This window comes from Jhaorihella thermophila (genome assembly GCF_900108275.1).
Classification (GTDB): Bacteria; Pseudomonadota; Alphaproteobacteria; order Rhodobacterales; family Rhodobacteraceae; genus Jhaorihella; species Jhaorihella thermophila.
Genome location: NZ_FNVD01000001.1, coordinates 636308 through 657130 on the forward strand (window position 1 = coordinate 636308; position 20823 = coordinate 657130).

The window sequence follows — 20823 nt, forward strand, 5'->3', positions numbered from 1 at the left end:
TCAGTTGCCCGTTTCGGCAAGTTCGGAGCCGGGCGCCAGACGCCCCAGCCAGGTTTCGTCCGTTTCGTATCCCAACGCGATCAGATCCGCCCCGTGCCGCCGAAGATACAGTTCCGCGGTCTCCACCGGCAGATTGGTCACCCATTGCGCGGGCTTGCCCGACTTGACATGGGTCCGGGTGCGCCCCTCATCGGGATTGTCGGCCAGCCCGCCGAAGATCGAGTTCTCGTAGAAGATGCGCGCGCCGGTTTCCACTTCGTCCTCATCGAACCCCATGAACCGCAACGCTTTGGAAAACAGCGTGCAATCGGTATCCACGATTAGATCTTCATAACGGATGTCGAAGGCCCGTGCGTGGCCATAGGGCCAAGCCAGCATCTCGGTCAGGGTTTTCAGATGCATGCCCTGCATTTCAAAGGCCAGCTTGTCCTCGGGCCGTGCAAGCGACCGCATGTACTGCTGGTAGCTCTTGCCACCCAGCTTGGGGTCTGGACGGTAGAGCCATTTTTCGGTCGGAGCGCTGGTGCTGTCGTGATAGCGCGCGCCCGACAGCAGCACGTCGCGCGGGTCGCGGATCACATGCAGGAACCGGGCGTCCTCGCGCTCCCACAGGTCCGGCGCGAACCGCCCGCCCCAGTTGGGCACGATCACCCGTCCCTGCGCGGGCAGCTTTTCCGCCCACTTCTCGGGGCGGTGCACGGGCTGAAACGGGATGTCCAGCGCCTGCGCGATCTCGCGCCAGACCCGCCGCATCCAGACGGTACCCGTCTTGTGATGCGTGCCGACGCACAGGATACGGGGCGCCGCGCTCATCGCGCGCCCCTGCCTTGGCCGGTCGCCGCGCCGAAGCGGCCCGAAACCGGCCGCTCCGATGCGATCTGTACACCGACCGCCCCAAGCATGACTCAGAAGGTCCGTTCCTTGGGCGCGATCTTCTCGAGCTTGATGCCGCCCTGTTCCTCGGGCGTCAGCGGCTCGGTGATAACCGGGCGATAGCTGAGCGTGACCTTGGCGCCGTCGACGCGCGCAATGGTATGGACGCGCCAGTTCTCATCGTCGCGCTTGGGGAAGTCCTCGCGCGCATGCGCCCCGCGCGATTCGTGGCGCGCCTCGGCCCCGTTGATCGTGGCCAGCGCGTTCGGCATCAGGTTGGTCAGCTCCAGCGTCTCCATCAGGTCGCTGTTCCAGACCAGAGACCGGTCGGTGACCTTCAGATCGTCCAGCTTGCCCGCCACGGCCGCCATCCGCTTGACCCCCTGCTGCAGCGTCTCGGCGGTGCGGAACACGGCGGCGTCTTCCTGCATCGTCTTCTGCATCTCGAGCCGCAATTCGGCGGTCGGAACGGTCCCGTCGGCATGACGCAGCCGGTCGAAGCGGTCGAACGCCTTGTCCACCGACGCCTGGTTGGCGGCGGGGTTGGGCTTGCCCTTCTCCACCACCTGCCCGGCGCGGATCGCGGCGGCGCGGCCGAACACCACAAGGTCGATCAGCGAGTTCGACCCCAGCCGGTTCGCGCCGTGCACGCTGGCACAGCCGGCCTCGCCCACCGCCATCAGGCCCGGCACCACCGCGTTGGGGTCGTCCTCGGTCGGGTTCAGAACCTCGCCCCAATAGTTGGTGGGAATGCCGCCCATGTTGTAATGCACCGTGGGCAGCACCGGGATCGGCTCCTTGGTCACGTCCACGCCGGCGAAGATGCGCGCCGATTCCGAGATGCCCGGCAGGCGCTCGGCCAGGACCTCGGGCGGCAGATGGCTGAGGTTCAGATGGATGTGATCCTTGTTCTTGCCGACGCCGCGGCCTTCGCGGATCTCCAGCGTCATGCAGCGGCTGACATAGTCGCGCGGCGCCAGATCCTTGTAGTGCGGCGCATAGCGCTCCATGAAGCGTTCGCCTTCGGAATTGGTCAGATACCCGCCTTCGCCGCGGGCGCCCTCGGTGATGAGACAGCCCGAACCGTAGATGCCGGTGGGGTGGAACTGCACGAACTCCATGTCCTGCAGCGGAAGACCCGCGCGCGCCACCATGCCGCCGCCGTCGCCGGTGCAGGTATGGGCGCTGGTGGCGCTGAAATAGGCCCGGCCGTAGCCGCCGGTGGCCAGAACCGTCATCTTGGCGTTGAAGACGTGGAAGGTGCCGTCATCGAGCTTCCAGCACACCACGCCCTGGCACTGCCCGTCCTCGGACATGATGAGGTCGATGGCGAAATACTCGATGTAGAACTCGGCCTTGTTCTTCAGCGACTGGCCATAGAGCGTGTGCAGGATCGCATGGCCGGTGCGGTCGGCGGCGGCGCAGGTGCGCTGCACCGGCGGACCTTCGCCGAACTCGGTGGTGTGGCCGCCGAAGGGGCGCTGGTAGATCTTGCCCTCTTCGGTGCGCGAAAAGGGCACGCCATAATGTTCCAGCTCGTAAACCGCCTGCGGGGCGTTGCGCGCGAGATATTCCATCGCATCCGTGTCGCCCAGCCAGTCCGACCCCTTGACCGTGTCATACATGTGCCACTGCCAGTTGTCGGGCCCCATGTTGCCAAGGGACGCGGCGATGCCCCCCTGCGCGGCCACGGTATGCGACCGGGTGGGGAAAACCTTGGTCACGCAGGCGGTGCGCAGACCCTGTTCGGCCATGCCCAGCGTCGCGCGCAGCCCCGCGCCACCGGCGCCGACCACCACGACATCATAGTCATGCGTTTCGTATTCGTATGCAGCCATCTGTTCTGTTCCTCAGTGCCCGAGCGCGATCTTGCCCAGGGCATAAAGCCCGGTCGCGGTCAGGCCATAGCTCAGCACGATCACGCACATGATCAGCACCTTGCGGGTGGATTTGCGGGTGTAGTCCTCGATCATCACCTGCGCGCCGCGGCGGAAATGCTGCATTCCCACCAGCAGAACCAGACCCGTGACGATCGCCGGGATCGGATGCGAAAACGTTTCGATCACATTTTCGTAGCCGCTGCCCAGGGCGCGGCCGAAGATGACGATGAAGGTCGGCACGATCAGCGCAAGACCAAAGGCGCTCACCTGCATGTACCAGTGATGCCCGGTGCCGCTATGGGCGGCCCCGTGGCCCTCGGCCCGCTTGCGGTCGGTCAGATAACGCATGGGTTCCCTCCCTCAGATGACGAGCAGCGTGAGAACGGTCAGAACGACCGACCCGATGATGCAGGCCCAGCCGAGCTTCTCGGCGGTTTCGACCTCCAGCGCGCGGCCGGCATCAAAGATCAGGTGCCGCAGGCCACCCAGATAGTGATACCAGATGCCCAGCAGCGACAGGGTCATCACGATATCTCCGAACCAGGACGTGATCACGCCATCGACGAAGTTGAAATACTCCTCGGACGTCGCTGCCGCGAGCAGCCACCAGACCAGCAGGAACGCACCGACGATCAGCGCATTTCCCGTGATCCGAATCAGGATCGACGAAATCGACGTCATTTGCGGACGATAGATTTGCAGATGCGGGCTGAGCGGACGCTCACGCGGAGTTGGACTTGCCATGGCGGCTCCCTTTCCCTTTGGCTGCATCGGTTTTACTTGTTTTCGCGCCCCTGTCACGGCCCGGTTAGCGAAAACACGACGATTTTTTTGCCGCACCAAGAAGAATTGGTCGGTTTGCGATCACAATTCACTCCTTTGCGATCACACAACTGGAAAATTCGCGGCGATGGGCGACTCGCCACCCCAGCGAAAGACGATCGGAGCCGATTAGTGATCACACCGCCAACGGCACGACCCGCCGGACCAAGATGACGGCGAACCGCCGCGCGACCGGCGCCTTCACGGCGCGATCAGGTTCACGCCGGGGATGTGCTGGATGCGCGCCACGTCGTCGTCGTAGTCCTCGGTGAGCTCCTCCACCAGCTCCTCGGTCCAGCCCGCAAGATCCAGTTCCTCTTCGACGGCATCCTCGCGGGCATACTTGTCCAGAAAGGCGGCCAGGACCCGGCGCCGATGCACCTCGGTCATGGGGGGCGCCTTGGCCAGATAGTCCTGGAGACGCCGGAACCCGCTTTCCTTCATGATCTCGGCGATGAGATCCAGCGCGCCGGACACCTCTTCGGTGGGCTCCAGCCCAGCCGCCTCGCGCAGGATCTGGCCCCAGATAAGCGGCGTATCCTCGTTGCACCAGACGGTGATCGACACGTCGGGCACCGCCGCGCGGATCCGGACGAACAGGTCCGACCAGCGCAGGGCGCGCGGATCGCTGGTTTCCAGGACGGTCCTGACCGTTCTGGGCGCGGCGTCGCGCAACAGCGCCGGCACAAAGGTCGCCGGGTTGCGGATCGCCATGAACAGCTCGATCTGGTCCTGCGGGAACAGGCTGCGCAGGTGCCGCAGGCGCTGTTCGGCCAGCGGGTAGAACTGATTGTCGATCACCGCGAAACGGCGCGACCCGAAAAAATGTTCGTTGGACAGGAAAACGCGGTCGGCGATCTCCTCGTCGAGGATCGCGTCGATCAGAACGTCGCGGGCATCCTCGGCCGGTTCGGCCTCTTCCATCGCTGCGAAGGCGTTCTTGATCAGCGGCCGATACCTGCGCGGGCCGGGCACCGAAACGCCCCGCGCCGTCAGCGCGTCGCGGTCCCGCAACAGGCACTTCAGGAGTCGATCTTCGTCCGTGACATGCGCACCGGCATGAAAGACTATCTGCATTTTGGCCCGCCCACCCCTGCGGCAACGAAGTGTTTCCCCTCGGGTTAAAGCCTTGGGCGGCCAAGGTCAAATCGGCCCGCGCCGGCGAACGCTCACTTCCGTTCTCTCTGACGTCCCAGAAGGCGGCCGATCAGGAAGGTCGTGCGCGGGGCATAGACGTAACGGGTGCGCCGCTCGGGCGTGGGGCGGGTCATCATGCGCGCGAAACCGATCACCGCCAACAGCAGATGCGCCAACCCGATCATGGCAAACATGGCCGCATGCCCCCAAGCGCCGATCAGGAACGAAGCCAGCCAGGGCGCCGCGATCGCCCCCAAGGCATAGAGGAACATCAGCGCCGCCGAAAGCTCGACCCGTTCGCGGCTTTTGGCGAAGTCGTGGGCATGGGCCGACGCGACCGAAAAGATCGGAAAGGTGGTCACGCCAAAGACAAGCGCCGCCGCCATGATCGCCGCGGTCCCGCGGTCCGCCGCGCCCACGGTCAGGGCGCAACTGGCAATCGCCGCCGCCGACAGCCAGATCAGCACCCAGCGCCGGTCGAACTTGTCGGCCAGCCAACCGACCGGAAACTGCGCCACCGCGCCGCCCAGCACGAAGGCGCTGAGAAACCAGGCGATCTGATCGGCGCCCAGCCCCACGTCCCGCCCATAAAGCGGCCCCACCATGCGGAACGACGCCGAGGACACCGCCGCCACCACCACGCCGGCCGCGGCCAGCGGCGATTTCTCCAGCGCCATCATTGGCTTGAGACGCGGCGCGGCGGGAGTTTCCGGCTGCGGCATCCGGGTCAGGGTCAGCGGCAGCAGGGCCAGGCAGATCAGCAGCGCCAGGATGTTGTAGGACACGTAGCTGGCCGGCTCCAGCACCGCGATCAGCATCTGGGCCACGAGCGACCCGCTCATGTCCACGACGCGATAGGTGCCCATCGCGCGGGCGCGGATGTCGTTGGTCAGCTTCGCCTGCAACCAGGCCTCGATCACCGTGTAGGCACCCGCAACGCTCAGCCCCGTCGCCATGCGCATGACCGCCCATGCGTAAGCGTCCAGCACCAGCATATGCGCGATCAGACCGATCGCGCCGACTGCGGCAAAGGCGGCGAAGCTGCGCGAATGGCCGGCACTGCCCATCAGGCGCGGCGCCCACCAGCAGCCGATGAAAAAGCCCAGGAAATGCGCCGACCCCAAAAGGCCGATCTGCGTCGTGGTAAAGCCCAGCTGCACGCCGGACAGCGCGTCCAGCGGCCCCACCCCGCCCGAAGACAGCTGCATCAGAATGACCGACAGGAACAGGGCGGTGAAGGAAATGATCAGGCGCATGGTTTCGCACCATGACACCGGCGCGCGGGGCAGCTATCACCTTTTCGACGTTCCGATGTCGCTTCGGGCGGTTTCCGCCACGAACCGCCATGCGCGCCCGTCTTCGCCGCCCGCGTGGCGGGACAGGCGGACCAGCCAGCGGCGCGGCGGCGCGGTGCGGGCGCGTCGCCGCTCCAGCCACCAGCGCGCGCGCCGCCCCTCATGCGCCGGGGCCATGTGCCAGCGGCTCTCGACCCCGCGGGCGCCGCCTTCGCCGGGCGTCAGCAGCAGCCCCACCGGCGCCGCGCCCGAGGATTCGGCCGCCAACTGCAGCCGCCGCACCGGAGTCAGCGCCGGGTATCCCGGAAGATCCGCCACCACCAGCCCCACCGCCCCGGAGCGCAGCGCCTCTTCGGCGCACCACAACAGATCGGGCGCGCGGCGGGGATGCACGAACAGAAACCGCGCCGGATCGACCAGCGGGCGCATCCCGTCGGCGTGCAACCGCTCGGGCGCCCAAGCGGGCGCGATCCACAGCACCGTGCCCTGCCCCTGCCCGGCCATCCACAGCGCGAACGCATGCCGCGCCGGCCCGCAGGCCTCGTGCACGCGGGCCGGCCGCAGGCCGATGCCGGCGGGCGGATCCTGCTCCGGACGCAGTGAGTCAGGGATCGAAAGGGATGCCAGATTCGTCATGGCATCACCCTATCGTGTTCTCATTATGTTCTCAACACACGCCCCAAACGCGCCGCCCTGCCCCCCAGGGCGGGACCGCGCGGCTCAGCCCCGGCGCTGGAACAGGATCATCACCAGCGCCAGAAGCGAAGACCCCAGCATCAGCAGCAGCGACACCGCGTTCAAGAGCGGCGTGGAGCCTTCCTTGAGCCGGTCGAACATGGCGATCGTCAGCGGCGCGTCCGATCCCACCAGCATCAGGGTGGTGTTGAAGTTCTCGAAGCTCATCAGGAACGCCACCACCGCCGCCCCCACGATCGCCGGCATGAGAAAGGGCACCGTGACCGTGCGCACCGCGGTCAGGCGGCTGGCGCCCAGGTTCAGCGCCGCCTCCTCCAGTGTCCGGTCGAATTTCTGCAACCGGGCCGAAATGACCAGGGTCGAGATCGTGGCGATGAAGGAAAACTGCCCCAGCACCACCAGAAACAGCCCCGGCCGCAGGATCTGCAGGTCGAGCCCTGCCAGCTCCCACAGCCCGTTGGCGAGCGTGGAGGAAAACACCAGGATCGAGATGCCCAGCACGATGCCGGGGATCACCAGCGGCAGCAGCATCAGAACATAAAGCAGGCTCTTGCCGCGGAACTGATAGCGGTTGAACAGAAAAGCATTGGACAACCCCACCGCCACCGACAGGATCACCACCATCACCGCCACAAATGCCGAGGTGCCGATGGCGCGCAGGATGGGGCGTTCGTGGAACACGCCGATCATGGGACGTTCGTCGCCGAAGAACCAGTTCCAGGTGAACCCGTTCCAGGGCAGAGAAGGAAACTGGCTGTCGTTGAAGGCAAAGACCGCGACCACCGTCAGCGGCAGCGCCAGATAGATGAAGAACAGCGTGACATATGCCCCGTAGACAAGCCGCAGCGCGCGGGGTTGGGGAATGGACGGAATCATCGCGGCAACCTCCCGAACTCCCGAGCCGACAAATCGCGACATTGGTCGCCCATTACCCCCGGATCGCCTGCGATCCGGTTCGCGCCCGACCCCGCCCCCCAGGGCGGGCGCGAATTGTTCCAACCGTCAGGACCAGCCCGACCCGGACCCCCGGAAGAAACGCCGCCGCCAACGTCGCGGCACCCCCCCTCGGGGCCGGACGGGAACCTTCCGTTGTTCCGGTGTCGGAATGCAGCGAAATCCTGTTCCATCCCCCTAACCCATCGTCTCTTCCAGCGTCTCGCCGGTCAGGCGCAACATGCCCCAGACGATCAGCGACGACAGCAAGAGCAGCATGAAGCCGAAAGCCGCGCCCAGCTCCCAGTTGAAGCGCACGATGAACTGGGAATAGATCAGCTCGGTGAACCACAGGCTGTCCTTGCCGCCCAGCATTGTCGGCGTGAGGTAATTGCCGAGGCTGAGCATGAACACCACGATCGAGCCGGACACGATGCCCGGCTTGGCATGCGGCAGCACGATTTCGCGCAGCACCGACCAGCCATTGCCGCCCAGGTCATAGCCGGCCTCGATCACCGCGTCGTCGAGGCTTTCCAGCGTGGTCACCAGCGGCACCACCATGAACAGCATCGAGGTATAGACCAGCCCGACCATGATCGCGGCGTCGTTGTAGAGCATCTCCACCGGCCCCTCGGCCAGCCCCAGCCATTGCAGCAGCCCCGAGAACACGCCGGTTTCCCGCAACAGGATCATCCAGCCGAAGGTGCGCACCAGTTCCGACACCCAGAACGGGATCAGACAGGCCAGAAACAGCGCCGATTGCAGCCGCCCGCGGGCGATCTTGGCGATGTAATAGCTGACCGGAAAGGCGATCAGAAAGGTGATGATCGTGGCCAGGATCGACATCACCGCGGTGCGGGCAAAGGTCCACAGATACAGCGGCTCGCCCCAGAAGGTGCGGTAATTGGCCAGGCTGATGTCATATTTGCCGACCCCGACCCGTTCGCGGATCGACACCAGAAACATGTCCACATGCGGGATCAGTATGAGCAGCGACAGCCACAACAGAAGCGGCGTCAGCAACAGGATGAAACCAAGACGGGTTCCCTCACGCATCGGACCGCTCCGCATCGGGGGCGCCGTCCTGGCCGGTCGCCGGGAAACAGTTGCCCTGCGCGCCCGACCAGCCGACCACGATTCGATCGCCCTCGCCCAGGTCGGCAAACTCGCCCGACTGCGGCAGCGCGACCTCGATCTCTCCGCCGCCGGTCGCGTGCCGCACCAGAATGCGCGAGGCGGCGCCGTTGAACAGCAGGCTGGTCACGGTGCCCTCGATGCGGTTGTCGAACCGGGCCAGTTCGGCCGCGTCGCGGGCCACCCGGATGGCCTCGGGTCGGACAAACATCTGCACCCGGTCGCCCACCGACAGCGCCCGCCCGTGGGTCGCCCCCAGCATCAGCATCCCGTCATCGGTGCGCAGGGCCAGCGTCTCGCCCTCGATACGTTCGACCCGGCCGGGCCAGCGGTTGGAATCACCCACGAACCCGGCGACAAAGGCGGTTTCCGGCCGATAATACAGATCCCGCGCCGTGCCGACCTGTTCGAACCGGCCCCGGTTCATCACCGCGACCTGATCGGACATCACCAGCGCCTCGGACTGGTCGTGGGTGATGTAGACGAAGGTGGTGTCGAACTCGGCCTGCAGCTTCTTGAGCTCGATCTTCATGTGTTCGCGCAGCTTCAGGTCCAGCGCGCCCAGCGGTTCGTCCAGAAGCAGCACGTCGGGCTCCAGCACCATGCAGCGGGCGATGGCGACGCGCTGCTTCTGCCCGCCGCTCAGTTCGTCCACCCGGCGCGCGCCGATCCCCGGCAAACCGATCCTTTCCAGCGCCTCGTCCACCTTGCGGGCGATCTCCGCCTTCGGCAGGCCGGCGCGGCGCAGGCCATAGCCGATATTGTCGGCCACGTTCATCATCGGAAACAGCGCCAGATGCTGAAACACCATGTTCACCGGCCGCTTGTTGGGCGGCACGTTCAGCACCGACCGCCCCTTGATGCGGATGTCGCCGGCGGAGGGGTCCAGAAACCCCGCGATCATCCGCATGATCGTCGTCTTACCGCAGCCCGATGGACCCAGGATCGAAAAGAACGACCCCGGCGCAACCGAGAAGGACACGTCGTCAACCGCGGTCATGCCATCGAACCGCTTGGTCAGGCTCACGCATTCCAGATCGGGGGCCATCGGTGCCTCTTGCTGCTGGTGGACGAAACGGAAAACATGCGACCGGCCCCGCGCGGGGGCCGGCGCTTTTGTCTTTGCCGACAGCCCCTTACTGGGCTGCCTTCACGCGGTCAAGAACCGCCCCCTCGAGCGCTTCGAGGCCCGCGGGAACCGGCGGATACCACTTGATGTTGTCCACCGCTTCGGGGGGGAAGCTGGCCTGATAGCGCGCCTTGAGATCGGCCGAGACATATTCATCCGCGCCCTTGGAGGCAGTGAAGTTGCCGGCGGCCTCGGTGATCATCGCAGCAACTTTCGGCTGCATGACGAAGTTGATCCACTTGTAGGCGGCATCGTCCGCCTGCCCCTTGGCGGGCAGCGCAAAGGTGTCGATCCAGCCAAGCGCCCCCGATTTCGGCGCGACAAAGGTGATGTCGGGGTTTTCGGCGTTGAGCTTCCAGCCGCCGGTATCCCAGGCCATCGCCGCCACGGTTTCCCCCGACCGCATCAGGTTCAGCAGCTCGTCGCCACCGCTCCAGTAGGTCTTCACGTTCGGCTTGCACTCGATCAGCTTGGCCTCGACCTTCGACAGGATGTCCTTGTAGGCGGCCTCGTCGCCATAGGCGGCGAAGGGATCCATCCCCATCGAAAAGGCAAAGGCGATCAGCGTGGGCCGCTTCAGCCGGTAGGTGACCTTGCCGGCCACCTCAGGGGCGCAAAGGTCGAGGTAGTCCTTGACCATCGGCGCCTTCTTGGTGTTCACCACCAGCCCCGAGGTGCCCCAGACATGCGGCACGCCGTAGACCTGCCCATCCACGGTGGTGTTCTTCATCGTCGCCTCGAGCATCGAGGGGATGAACAGGGACTTGTCGATCTTCGACAGGTCGATCGGCTTGTAGATGCCGAATTCCAGCTGCGGGCCGGCGATCCGGTCCTGGCTGGGCTGGATCAGGTCGAAGCCGCCGCCGCCGGTAGCGCGCAGCTTGGCGATCATTTCCTCGTTGTTCGACTTGGTCACCTCGACGGTGATGCCGGTTTCCTTCTCGAACATCTCCACGACGTTCTCGGGCGCATAACCGCCCCAGGTCAGCAGGCGCAGCGTTTCGGCGCTGGCGGTCTGCGCAAGGCCCAGAACGGCAACGCTCAGAACCGACGCCGCGATGGTCTTCATGCGTCTCATGTCAATACATCCCTTGTTGGTCAGATTTTCCTGTGGCGCCGTGATAGTTGCGCTATTCTTTCTTTCAGTCAATTTGTGAAACGAAAATGACAATTGACGGCGTTTCGCCGAAAAATCCTGCCCGCGTCCCGGCACCGCACACGGCGGCCACGGTGAACGCCGCCGCGGACGGGCGTTCCGGGCGTTCATCCGCCGGCGCGCGACGGGCGCCGCCAACATTCGTGACGTCAGGAACGACCGGTTTCGGCCTTCTTCTCCCAGCGGCCCGATTCCTCGGACCAGTATTGCGCCGCGCAGCCCGCGCCGGTCAGCGCCTTCCACTGTGCCCGCGCGCGATTCACCGCGTCCGGGTCGTGGCCATCGAACAGGATGCAGACGCGTTCCAGCGCCCGCACCTCGTCCGCGTCCACCTCGGCCCCGTCCACCGCCATCAGGCAGGCCGGGTCGTTCGCGGCCGCGCGCGCGGTGGTCAGCAGCACCGGCTGGTCCGCGTCATGCGGCCCGCCCGCCAGCCCGTGCGGCAGGAACCCCTCCTCCGGCCCGCGCCAGAGCACCTCGTCCAACCAGGCCAGGCGCGCGGCATCGGCGCCGCGCACCGCCACGCGCCAGCCCGCCGCGCGGGCCTTTTCCAGCAGCACCGGCAGGGTCTGCTCCAGCGGGCGGCGCGTCAGGTGATAGAAATAGGCCGCGCCCAAGGGCTCACTCCACCTCGAACCTGTCCCGCACCAGACGGTCCAGCGCCCGCACGCCCCAGCCCGTGGCGCCCTTGGGCGCGTAGGTCGTGTCGGACTTGACCGAGGCCACCCCGGCGATGTCCAGGTGGATCCAGGGCGTGCCCTCCTTGACAAAGCGCTGCAGGAACTGCGCGGCGGTGATCGAACCCGCCGGCCGGCCGCCGACATTCTTCATGTCGGCGATGCGCGACTTCAGCAGCTCGTCATAGGCCTTGGCCAGCGGCATCCGCCAGGCGCCCTCGTCCTCGGCCTGGGCGGCCTTGAGGAAGGCGTTGCAGATCGCGTCGTCGTTGGAGAAGACGCCGGCGTTTTCATGCCCCAGCGAGATGATGATGGCACCGGTCAGCGTGGCCAGATCGATCATCGCCGCGGGCTTGAACCTGTCCTGCGCATACCACATCACGTCGCACAGCACGAGCCGCCCCTCGGCATCGGTGTTGATGACCTCGATCGTATCGCCCTTCATCGAGCGCACCACGTCGCCCGGACGCTGCGCGCGCCCATCGGGCATGTTCTCCACCAGACCGACCAGCCCGACCACGTTGGCCCGCGCCTTGCGCCGCGCCAGGGCCCGCATGGTGCCGGCGACCACGCCGGCGCCGCCCATGTCCATGGTCATGTCCTCCATGCCGCCGGCGGGTTTCAGCGAAATGCCGCCCGTGTCGAACACCACGCCCTTGCCCACCAATGCCAGCGGCGCGGCGTCCTTCGCCCCGCCCTTCCACTGCATCACCACGACCCGGGAGGGGCTTTCGGCCCCCTGCCCCACCGCCAGCAGCGCGCGCATCCCCAGTTTTTCAAGCTCGGCCTCGTCGAGGATCTCGACCTCGACGCCCAGGCTCTCCAGTTCCTTCAGCCGCCGGGCGAATTCCTCCGTGGTCAGCACGTTGGCCGGCTCGTTGACCAGATCGCGGGTTGCGTGCACGCCTTCGACCGCCGCCTGCAACGGCGCATAGGCTGCGGCGACCTCTTCGTGCCGGTTGTGCGCGATCACGACCTCGCTGACGGTCCCACCATTCTCCTCGTCATCAGAGCCGGTCTTGTGCGCGTCGAACCGATAGGCCCGCAGCGCCAGCCCCTGCGCCAATTCCGCCACCCGGCGGCGGCTGCCGGCCATGATCAACGCCGGCTTGCCGTCCTTCAGCTTGCCCAGCGCCGCCCCTGCCTTGCGTGCCTCGATCGGCGAAGGGTTCTGCTCCAGAACCAGCACGTCCAGCGCCTCGGCCGCCATGCCCGCGGGCCAGGCCAGCGTGAACACCTGCCCGTTCTTCGCCTTGGCGAACCGGTCGCTGTCCAGCAGCCGCTGCACCGCGCCGCGGGTCAGACGGTTCGCGCGCCGGCCCGCCGGGTCCAGCTTGCCATCGGGGGTGACGATCACCGCCACGCGGCCCTCGGCGGTGGCGATGCGATCCAGGTCGGTGGCTTCGAAACGGACGGGAATCGGGCTGCTCATCGGGTTCTCCTGCTGAATTCGTCGCCCGAGAGGTAACGTGGCGTCGCCGCTTTGACCAGATTGCAGTTTTCCCCCCGAACTGATTGCAGTAAGGTCGCGCGCCAGAAACACGCTGTATTCAGGGGGGCCGCGGTGTCGCGCTACGACAGATATGTGCTGTCGCAATATCTGCTGCTGTTCGGCTTCTTTGCGCTGATTCTCGTCTCGGTCATGTGGGTGAACCGCGCGGTGGTGCTGTTCGACCGCCTGATCGCGGACGGACAATCGGCCATGGTGTTTCTGGAATTCAGCGCGCTGGTCCTGCCCAACCTCGTCCGCATGATTCTACCGATGGCGGCTTTCGCGGCGGCGGTGTTTGTCACCAACCGGCTGATCCGGGAAAGCGAACTGACCGTGATGCAGGCCACCGGGTCCAGCCCCGCCCGCCTGGCCCGGCCGACGCTGGCCTTTGGCCTGATCGCGGCAGCGATGATGAGCGTGCTGACCCATCTTCTGCTGCCGGCCTCGAAAGGCCAGCTGGCGGCGCGTGAAACCGAGATCGCGCGAAACGCCACTGCGCGTCTGTTGACCGAAGGCCATTTCCTGCATCCCGGCCACGGCGTCACGTTCTATGTCCGCAAGATCGATCCGGACGGGACGCTCAACGACGTGTTCCTGTCCGACAGGCGGGATCCCGCCCGTGAGGTCGTCTATACCGGGTCGCGCGCCTATCTCGTGCGGGACGACGGCAGAGCCAATCTGATCATCGTGGACGGCATGGCGCAGCGGCTGGACACGCGACACCGAACCCTTTCGACCACGGTCTTTTCGGACTTTTCCTATGACATCACGCCGCTGGTGACCAAACAGGAGGGAGAAAAGCGCAGCCCTAACATGGTCTCCACGGCCGAACTGATCCGAAATCCGCACACCGTGGCCACGGAAACGGGAACGACCATCGGCAAGGTGACCGAAGTTCTCCATCAGAGGTTCGCCCGCGCGCTGATCAGCCTGGTCGCGCCGCTGGTGGGGTTCTCGACGCTCCTGCTGGGGGTGTATTCCCGGTTCGGTCTGTGGCGCCAGGTCCTTCTGGCCTTTGGCGTGCTTGTCGGGCTTGAACTTCTGCGCGGGGCGCTGGCCGAACCGATCCGCGACCACCCGGACCTGTGGCCGCTGACCTATCTGCCCGGCGTGTCGGGCCTGATCCTTTCGGGGCTTTTTCTCAGGTTTGCCGGCCGGCCGATCCGCTGGCCTTTGGCGCGACAGGTGCCCGCATGATCCTCGATCGCTACTTTGCCCGCCGCTTCCTGCTGAACCTGTCGGTGGTCGCGGGCGTTTTCTCGGCCCTGATCCTGCTGATCGACATGATCGAACAACTGCGGCGGTTCGAGGGCATCGACATCTCGTTCGGGCAGGTCGTCACCCTGTCGCTGCTGAACCTGCCGGCCGGCATCAACGAAATCCTGCCGCTGATCATGATCCTCTCGACCGTCGCGCTTTTTGTCGCGCTGGCACGGTCCAGCGAACTGGTGGTCACCCGCGCGACGGGGCGGTCGGGGATCCGCGCCCTAGCCGCCCCGGTCCTTGTCGCGCTGCTGATCGGAGCTCTGGCGGTATCGACCCTGAACCCGATCGTGGCGGCGACCTCCAACCGTTACCAGGAACTGGCCGAGACCTATCGCGGCAATGTCCCGTCCACCGTGTCGCTCAGCGGCGATGGGCTGTGGCTGCGGCAGGGAAGCGCCGGCGGTCAGGCGGTCATTCATGCCACGGGCTATCTGTCGCAGCCGCTGCGCCTGCTGAACGTGTCGATCCTGAGCTTCGGCCGCGATGACCGACCGGTGCGCCGGATCATCGCCGAAAGCGCCGAGCTGAACCGCTCGGACTGGGTGCTGCGCAAGGCCAAGGTCTGGCCGCTGACGCCGGGGCTGAACCCCGAAACCTCGTCGGCGGAACACGACACGCTGCGCATTCCCACCACGCTGACCGAAGAGCGGGTGCGCGACAGCATCGGCAAGCCCTCCAGCATTTCGATCTACGACATGCCCGCCATGATCCGGCAAATGGGCCAAGCCGGCTTTTCCACGACCCGGCAAGAGGTCTGGCTCCAGTCAGAACTGGCCCGCCCGCTGTTTCTGGCGGCCATGGTCCTGATTGGCGCCGCCTTCACCATGCGCCACGCGCGACTGGGCGGGATCGGAGCGTCGGTTCTGACCGCGGTTCTGCTGGGCTTTGGTCTTTACTTCGTGCGGAACTTCGCCCAGGTGCTGGGTGAAAACGGTCAGTTGCCGGTGCCGCTGGCCGCCTGGGCGCCGCCGGTCGCGGCGCTGCTGCTGAGCTTGGGCCTGTTGCTGCACGCGGAGGACGGATGATCCGGCATCGCTGGCAAATCGCCGTTCTGTCGGCCCTGTGGCTGCTGACCGCCCCGATGGCGCACACCCAGACGGCCGATGCCGATCCGCCGGCCATGCTGGTCGCGGACCGGATGTTCGTGACGGCGGACCGCAAACTGGTGGCCGAGGGCCATGTCGAAGCGTTCCAGGGCGACATCCGCATGCAGGCCAGCCGCGTCACCTTTGACCGCGAAACCGGCCAGCTTGTCGTCGAAGGCCCGATCCGCATCGACCAGGGCGGCAATGTCACGGTGCTGGCCAGCCATGCCGAGCTGGACAGCGGATTGCAGAACGGGTTGCTGACCGGGGCGCGGATGGTGTTCGACCGGCATGTGCAACTTGCCGCGCTTCAGATGAACCGGGCCAGCGGCCGTTACACGCAGATGTACAAGACGGCCGTCACCTCCTGCCGGGTCTGCGAAGACGGCCGGCCGCCGCTGTGGCAGATTCGGGCGCGCAAGGTGACCCATGACCAGCAGGAACAGCAAATCTATTTCGAAGGCGCGCAGCTGCGCATCCTCGACGTGCCCATGTTCTACCTGCCTGCGCTGCGCCTGCCCGACCCGAATCTCAAGCGCGCCACCGGGTTCCTGATCCCTTCGGTCCGCAGCACGTCGCAGTTGGGGATCGGGGTCAAGGTGCCCTATTTCTTTCGGATCGGGGACAGCAAGGATCTGACGCTCACGCCCTATCTGTCCTCCAAGACCACGACGCTGGGCTATCGCTATCGCCAGGCGTTCCGGCGCGGCACGATCGAGATCAACGGCGCGCATACCCGCGACGACCTGTTCCCCGGCGAAGACCGCGGCTATCTCTTCGCGCAGGGGCTTTTCAACCTGCGCGACGGCTACAGGCTGAGCTTTGACATCAAGACCACGTCGGACAACGCCTATCTGGTCGATTACGGCATCGGGAACGATGACCGGCTCAAGAGCGAGATCTCGCTCAGCCGTTACCGGCGCGATTCAGCCGTCAATGCCCGGCTGATCCATTTCAAGTCGCTGCGCGACAGCGAAGACCCGTCCACCGTGCCCTCGCGGGTGGCGGATTTCACCTATGAACGGCGCTTTCACCCCGGCGGCATAGGCGGAGAGGTCCGTCTTGGCGTCTCGGGGTTCGGTTTCGTCCGCCCCTCTGACGTGAACGTGGACGGGCGCGACGTTGCGCATGGCACGGTCGATCTCGAATGGCGCCGTCGATGGCTTCTGGCCAACGGGCTGATCGTGGACTGGACCAGCGGGGTGGCGGCGGACGAATTCTTCATCCGCGACGACGACACCTATCCCGCCAGCGCCGGCGTCGTGACCCCCCGCGCGGCGCTGACGTTCCGCTATCCGATGGCGCGCGCGGTCGGGGGCGGCGTGACCGAGTATCTTGAACCTATCCTGCAGGCGGGATGGACAAGCGTATCCAACCGCAACGTGCCGCTGGACGAAGGCACCTTCCAGGAATTCGACCAGGGCAACCTGCTGTCGCTGTCGCGCTTTCCCGCCGCGGACCGGCGCGAAAACGGGGCGACCGTCGTCTATGGCCTGAACTGGGCGCGCCATGCGCAAGCCGGATGGAAGGCGGCGGCCACAATCGGCCAGGTCTTCCGAAGCGAGGCCCAGCCCGACTTCACCTGGACGTCGGGGCTGAACGGCACCTCCTCGGACATTCTGCTCGCCGGGCAGTTCGTCTCTTCCGATGGCCTTTCGCTGACCGCGCGCGGCCTTCTGTCGGGGTCGCTCGACTTTTCGATGGCCGAACTGCGGGGCGGCTGGAACAGCCACGCCCTGAGCGTGGCGGGCACCTATGTCTGGCTGGGACGCGACCCGGTCGTGGGCCGCACCACGCCGGTGTCGGAAATCTGGTTCGACGGCGATTACGACTTTCTGCCGAACTGGTCGGCGGGTGCCCGCCTGCGATACGACACCGAAGGCACGCAACCCATATATGCCGGCTTCAACCTGGCCTATGAAAACGAATGCGTCACTGTCGATCTTTCCATCAACAGGCGCTATACCTCCTCGACAAGTGTCGAACCATCGACCAGTTTCGGGTTATCCGTCGCGCTCAGCGGATTTTCCGTGAAAGGCGGCGCACAAAACTACAGGCGAACATGCAGCAGTCCATCCTGAGCCATCTTGCCCGTCCCGCCGCCGCCCTGCGCGCGGTGCTGACCGCCCGACGCGGCGCGCTGACCGCGGCCGCCACGGCGGCGGCGCTGGGGATCGCAACCGCCGGCGGCGTCACTCGGACCGCCAGCGCCCAAAGCCTTTTCTCGCCCGCCATCCGGGTGAACGACGAAACGATTTCCCATTTCGAGCTGCAACAGCGGATCCGGATGATGCAGGTGCTGCGCGTGCCGGGAGATGCCGAAGAGCTCGCCCGCAAGGCGTTGATCGAAGAGCGGCTCAAACGCGAGGCGATCCGCGAGGCGGGCATCACCGTGTCCCCCGAGGATATCGAGGCGGGAATCGAGGAACTGGCGCAGCGCACCCAACTTCCGCCCGATGAGTTCGTGAAGGCGCTGGAACAGGAAGGCGTCGCCCGCGAAACGCTGCGGGATTTCGTGGAAATCGGCGTGGCCTGGCGCGACTTTGTCCAGCAGCGTTTCCTGGCCCAGGCCCGTCCCACCGAGGACGAGATCGACCGCGCGATCGGTCAGGGCGACGCGGGCGGCGGGATCCAGGTTCTGCTGTCGGAGGTCATTCTGCCGGTAAACGAGCAGAATTTCGAGCAGGCGCAGGCGCTGGCGCTCGAGATTGCAAAAATCGACACGACCGAAGCTTTCGCCGCGACGGCCCGGCAATATTCGGCGTCCGAGTCGCGGGCCAATGGCGGCGATCTCGGATGGGTGTCGCTGACCAAGCTGCCGCCGGGGTTGCAATCGATCATTCTGGAATTGAAACCGGGCCAGGTGAGCGACCCGATCAACCTGCCCAACGCCATCGCCCTGTTCCAGATGCGCGGCATGCGTGAATCCGCGCCGGCCGAACCGCGCTATTCCGCCATCGACTATGCGATGTATTTCATTCCCGGCGGGCGCTCTGCCGAAGCGTTGCAACAGGCGGCGGAGCTGCGGCAGCGCGTGGATACCTGCAACGATCTTTACGGCGTGGCCCAGGGGCAGCCGCCCGAAGTTCTGCTGCGCGAAAGCAAGGCGCCGGGCGAGATCCCGCGCGACGTGGCGCTGGAACTGGCCAGGCTGGACGACAACGAAGTGTCCACCGCGCTGACCCGGAACAATGGCCGGACGCTGGTCTTTCTCATGCTGTGCGGCCGGACCTCCGAGATCGCATCCGATGCCTCGCGCGAGGATGTGGCACAGGCGCTTGCCCAGCAGCGGCTTGCGCTGATGGCGGACAGCTATCTGCAGCAGCTTCTGGCCGAAGCCCGCATCGAGGAACAATGATCGCCCCGATCGCGGTCAGCTGCGGCGAACCCGCCGGGATCGGCCCGGAGATCGCGGCGCGGGCGTGGCGGATCCTGGGGCGGGACTGTCCGTTTTTCTGGATCGGCGATCCCCGGCATCTGCCCGCCGACACGCCGGCCGCCGAGATAGATGATCCCTCGCAGGCTGTGGCGCTGTGCGCCGAGGCCTTGCCCGTCCTGCCGCTGCGTTTTGCCGCCGATGCGGTTCCGGGAAGACCCGATCCGCGCAATGCATCCGGCGTGATCGACGCGATCCGCCGCGGCGTGGACTTGGTGCGGTCGGGCGCGGCCGGCGCGCTGTGCACGGCGCCTATTCACAAGAAGGCGCTGATCGACGGGGCCGGCTTCGCCTATCCGGGCCATACCGAGTTTCTGGCCGCGCTGGCCGGGGTCGAGCGGGTGGTGATGATGCTGGCCTCCGACCGGCTGAAGGTCGTGCCGGTGACGATCCACATCCCGCTGGCGCAGGTGCCGCGATTCCTGACCCCCGGGCTCTTGCGCGAGACGATCGAGATCACCGCGCGGGAGATGCGGGCGCGGTTCGATCTGGATCGACCCCGGATCGCTGTGGCGGGGTTGAACCCCCATGCCGGCGAAGGCGGCGCGATGGGGCGGGAGGAACTTGACTGGATCGCGCCGCTGCTGGCGCAGATGCGCGGCGAGGGGTTCGACGTTGCCGGACCGCTACCGGCAGACACGATGTTTCACGCCGCGGCGCGGGCGCGCTATGACGTGGCGGTGGCCATGTATCACGATCAGGCGCTGATCCCGATCAAGACTCTGGATTTCGACCGGGGCGTGAACGTCACGCTGGGGCTGCCCTTCGTGCGGACCTCGCCCGATCACGGCACGGCGCTGGATATTGCCGGCAGGGGTGTCGCGAAACCCGACAGCATGATCGCGGCCTTGCGATTGGCGCGGGGGATGGCAAAGGGGGCGTGACACCGCCGAACGGGCCGCGGGGCCGAGGGTGCGGGAGCCTCCGGCGGGAGTATTTGGAGCAAGATGAAGACATGGGCGCGATCGACAATCTGCCCCCCCTGCGCGAGGTGATCGCCCGGCACGGGCTGGCGGCGAAAAAGGCATTGGGGCAGAACTTTCTGCTGGATCTGAACCTGACCGCTAAGATCGCGCGGCAGGCCGGCGATCTGAGCCGGTGCGACGTGCTCGAGGTCGGACCCGGCCCCGGCGGGCTGACGCGGGGGCTGCTGGCCGAAGGCGCGCGCAAGGTGCTGGCGATCGAGAAGGATCCGCGCTGCCTGCCGGCGCTGGAAGAGATCGCGGCGGCCTTTCCGGGGCGGCTGGAGGTGGTTCAGGGCGACGCGCTGGAGATCGACCCGCTGGAGCGATTGACGCCGCCGATCCGGGTCGTGGCGAACCTGCCCTACAATGTGGGAACCGAACTGCTGGTGCGGTGGCTGACGCCTGAGGTCTGGCCCCCCTTCTGGGAGAGCCTGACCCTTATGTTCCAGCGCGAGGTGGCTGAGCGGATCGTGGCGCAGCCGGGATCGAAAGCATATGGCCGGCTGGCAATTCTCGCGCAATGGCGGGCAGAGGCACGGATCGTGATGTCACTGCCGCCCGGCGCCTTTACCCCGCCGCCGAAAGTGTCGAGCGCGGTCGTTCACCTGACCGCCTTGCCCGCGCCGCGTCATCCGGCGGATCCGAAGGTTCTGTCTCGCGTGGTGGCGGCCGCCTTCAACCAGCGGCGCAAGATGCTGCGGGCGGCGCTGAGGGGCCTCGCCCCGGATATCGAGGATCGGCTGGCCGCCGCCGGGCTGAAGCCCACCGACCGCGCCGAGCAGGTGCCGCTGGAAGGGTTCTGCGCACTGGCGCGCGAGCTGCAGGCGGCGAAATGACACGCAAAACC

19 protein-coding genes are annotated in these 20823 nt (G+C 66.2%); 6 read left to right on the forward strand and 13 right to left on the reverse strand.

The window, feature by feature from the left end; genetic code table 11:
- The 13 genes from C4S70_RS03050 to C4S70_RS03110 form a co-directional block, all read right to left on the reverse strand.
- Positions 1-813 (reverse strand): sulfotransferase family protein, encoded by an 813-nt coding sequence (locus C4S70_RS03050; RefSeq protein ID WP_104006589.1) that lies wholly within the window; start codon positions 811-813, stop codon positions 1-3.
- Positions 814-905: 92 nt separating this feature from the next.
- Positions 906-2711, reverse strand: a complete 1806-nt coding sequence (gene sdhA, locus C4S70_RS03055) for a succinate dehydrogenase flavoprotein subunit (RefSeq protein ID WP_104006590.1) — start codon at positions 2709-2711, stop codon at positions 906-908.
- Between the two features lie 12 nt (positions 2712-2723).
- A complete protein-coding gene (gene sdhD, locus C4S70_RS03060) occupies positions 2724-3101 on the reverse strand; it encodes a succinate dehydrogenase, hydrophobic membrane anchor protein (RefSeq protein WP_104006591.1) in 378 nt (125 codons plus the stop codon).
- Positions 3102-3113: 12 nt separating this feature from the next.
- Positions 3114-3497, reverse strand: a complete 384-nt coding sequence (gene sdhC, locus C4S70_RS03065; protein ID WP_104006592.1) for a succinate dehydrogenase, cytochrome b556 subunit — start codon at positions 3495-3497, stop codon at positions 3114-3116.
- Between the two features lie 279 nt (positions 3498-3776).
- Positions 3777-4652, reverse strand: a complete 876-nt coding sequence (locus C4S70_RS03070) for a hypothetical protein (protein ID WP_104006593.1) — start codon at positions 4650-4652, stop codon at positions 3777-3779.
- Positions 4653-4744: 92 nt separating this feature from the next.
- Entirely contained in the window at positions 4745-5968 is a 1224-nt protein-coding gene (locus tag C4S70_RS03075) for an MFS transporter (RefSeq protein ID WP_104006594.1), read from the reverse strand.
- A gap of 36 nt (positions 5969-6004) precedes the next feature.
- Positions 6005-6643 carry an ImuA family protein gene (locus tag C4S70_RS03080; RefSeq protein ID WP_104006595.1) on the reverse strand — a complete coding sequence of 213 codons (639 nt, stop codon included), beginning with the start codon at positions 6641-6643 and terminating at the stop codon, positions 6005-6007.
- Between the two features lie 84 nt (positions 6644-6727).
- Positions 6728-7579, reverse strand: a complete 852-nt coding sequence (locus tag C4S70_RS03085) for an ABC transporter permease (protein WP_104006596.1) — start codon at positions 7577-7579, stop codon at positions 6728-6730.
- Between the two features lie 255 nt (positions 7580-7834).
- A complete protein-coding gene (locus tag C4S70_RS03090) occupies positions 7835-8692 on the reverse strand; it encodes an ABC transporter permease (RefSeq protein WP_200822712.1) in 858 nt (285 codons plus the stop codon).
- Positions 8685-9818: an ABC transporter ATP-binding protein gene (locus C4S70_RS03095; protein ID WP_104006598.1), complete on the reverse strand. Its 1134-nt coding sequence runs from the start codon at positions 9816-9818 to the stop codon at positions 8685-8687. The genes C4S70_RS03090 and C4S70_RS03095 overlap by 8 nt, the downstream gene beginning before the upstream one ends.
- A gap of 88 nt (positions 9819-9906) precedes the next feature.
- Complete coding sequence (locus tag C4S70_RS03100; RefSeq protein WP_200822717.1) at positions 9907-10968, reverse strand: extracellular solute-binding protein; 1062 nt, start codon at positions 10966-10968, stop codon at positions 9907-9909.
- Between the two features lie 236 nt (positions 10969-11204).
- The gene (locus C4S70_RS03105) at positions 11205-11672 is read right to left on the reverse strand and encodes a DNA polymerase III subunit chi (protein WP_104006600.1); all 468 of its coding nucleotides are present in this window, start codon (positions 11670-11672) and stop codon (positions 11205-11207) included.
- Between the two features lie 4 nt (positions 11673-11676).
- Positions 11677-13164, reverse strand: coding sequence for a leucyl aminopeptidase (locus C4S70_RS03110; protein WP_104006601.1), 1488 nt, complete (start codon positions 13162-13164; stop codon positions 11677-11679).
- A gap of 132 nt (positions 13165-13296) precedes the next feature.
- Between C4S70_RS03110 and lptF the strand changes: the two genes are divergently transcribed.
- The 6 genes from lptF (at position 13297) to rsmA (ending at position 20812) form a co-directional block, all read left to right on the forward strand.
- Complete coding sequence (gene lptF, locus C4S70_RS03115) at positions 13297-14421, forward strand: LPS export ABC transporter permease LptF (protein ID WP_104006602.1); 1125 nt, start codon at positions 13297-13299, stop codon at positions 14419-14421.
- Positions 14418-15515: an LPS export ABC transporter permease LptG gene (gene lptG, locus C4S70_RS03120; protein WP_104006603.1), complete on the forward strand. Its 1098-nt coding sequence runs from the start codon at positions 14418-14420 to the stop codon at positions 15513-15515. The genes lptF and lptG overlap by 4 nt, the downstream gene beginning before the upstream one ends.
- Positions 15512-17656: an LPS-assembly protein LptD gene (locus C4S70_RS03125; protein WP_104006604.1), complete on the forward strand. Its 2145-nt coding sequence runs from the start codon at positions 15512-15514 to the stop codon at positions 17654-17656. Before lptG ends, C4S70_RS03125 begins: the two co-directional genes overlap by 4 nt.
- Positions 17638-18933 (forward strand): peptidylprolyl isomerase, encoded by a 1296-nt coding sequence (locus C4S70_RS03130; protein WP_104006605.1) that lies wholly within the window; start codon positions 17638-17640, stop codon positions 18931-18933. The genes C4S70_RS03125 and C4S70_RS03130 overlap by 19 nt, the downstream gene beginning before the upstream one ends.
- Complete coding sequence (gene pdxA, locus C4S70_RS03135) at positions 18930-19895, forward strand: 4-hydroxythreonine-4-phosphate dehydrogenase PdxA (RefSeq protein ID WP_104006606.1); 966 nt, start codon at positions 18930-18932, stop codon at positions 19893-19895. Before C4S70_RS03130 ends, pdxA begins: the two co-directional genes overlap by 4 nt.
- 71 nt (positions 19896-19966) lie before the next feature.
- Positions 19967-20812 (forward strand): 16S rRNA (adenine(1518)-N(6)/adenine(1519)-N(6))-dimethyltransferase RsmA, encoded by an 846-nt coding sequence (gene rsmA, locus C4S70_RS03140; protein ID WP_104006607.1) that lies wholly within the window; start codon positions 19967-19969, stop codon positions 20810-20812.
- The last annotated feature ends 11 nt before the right edge of the window (positions 20813-20823 follow it).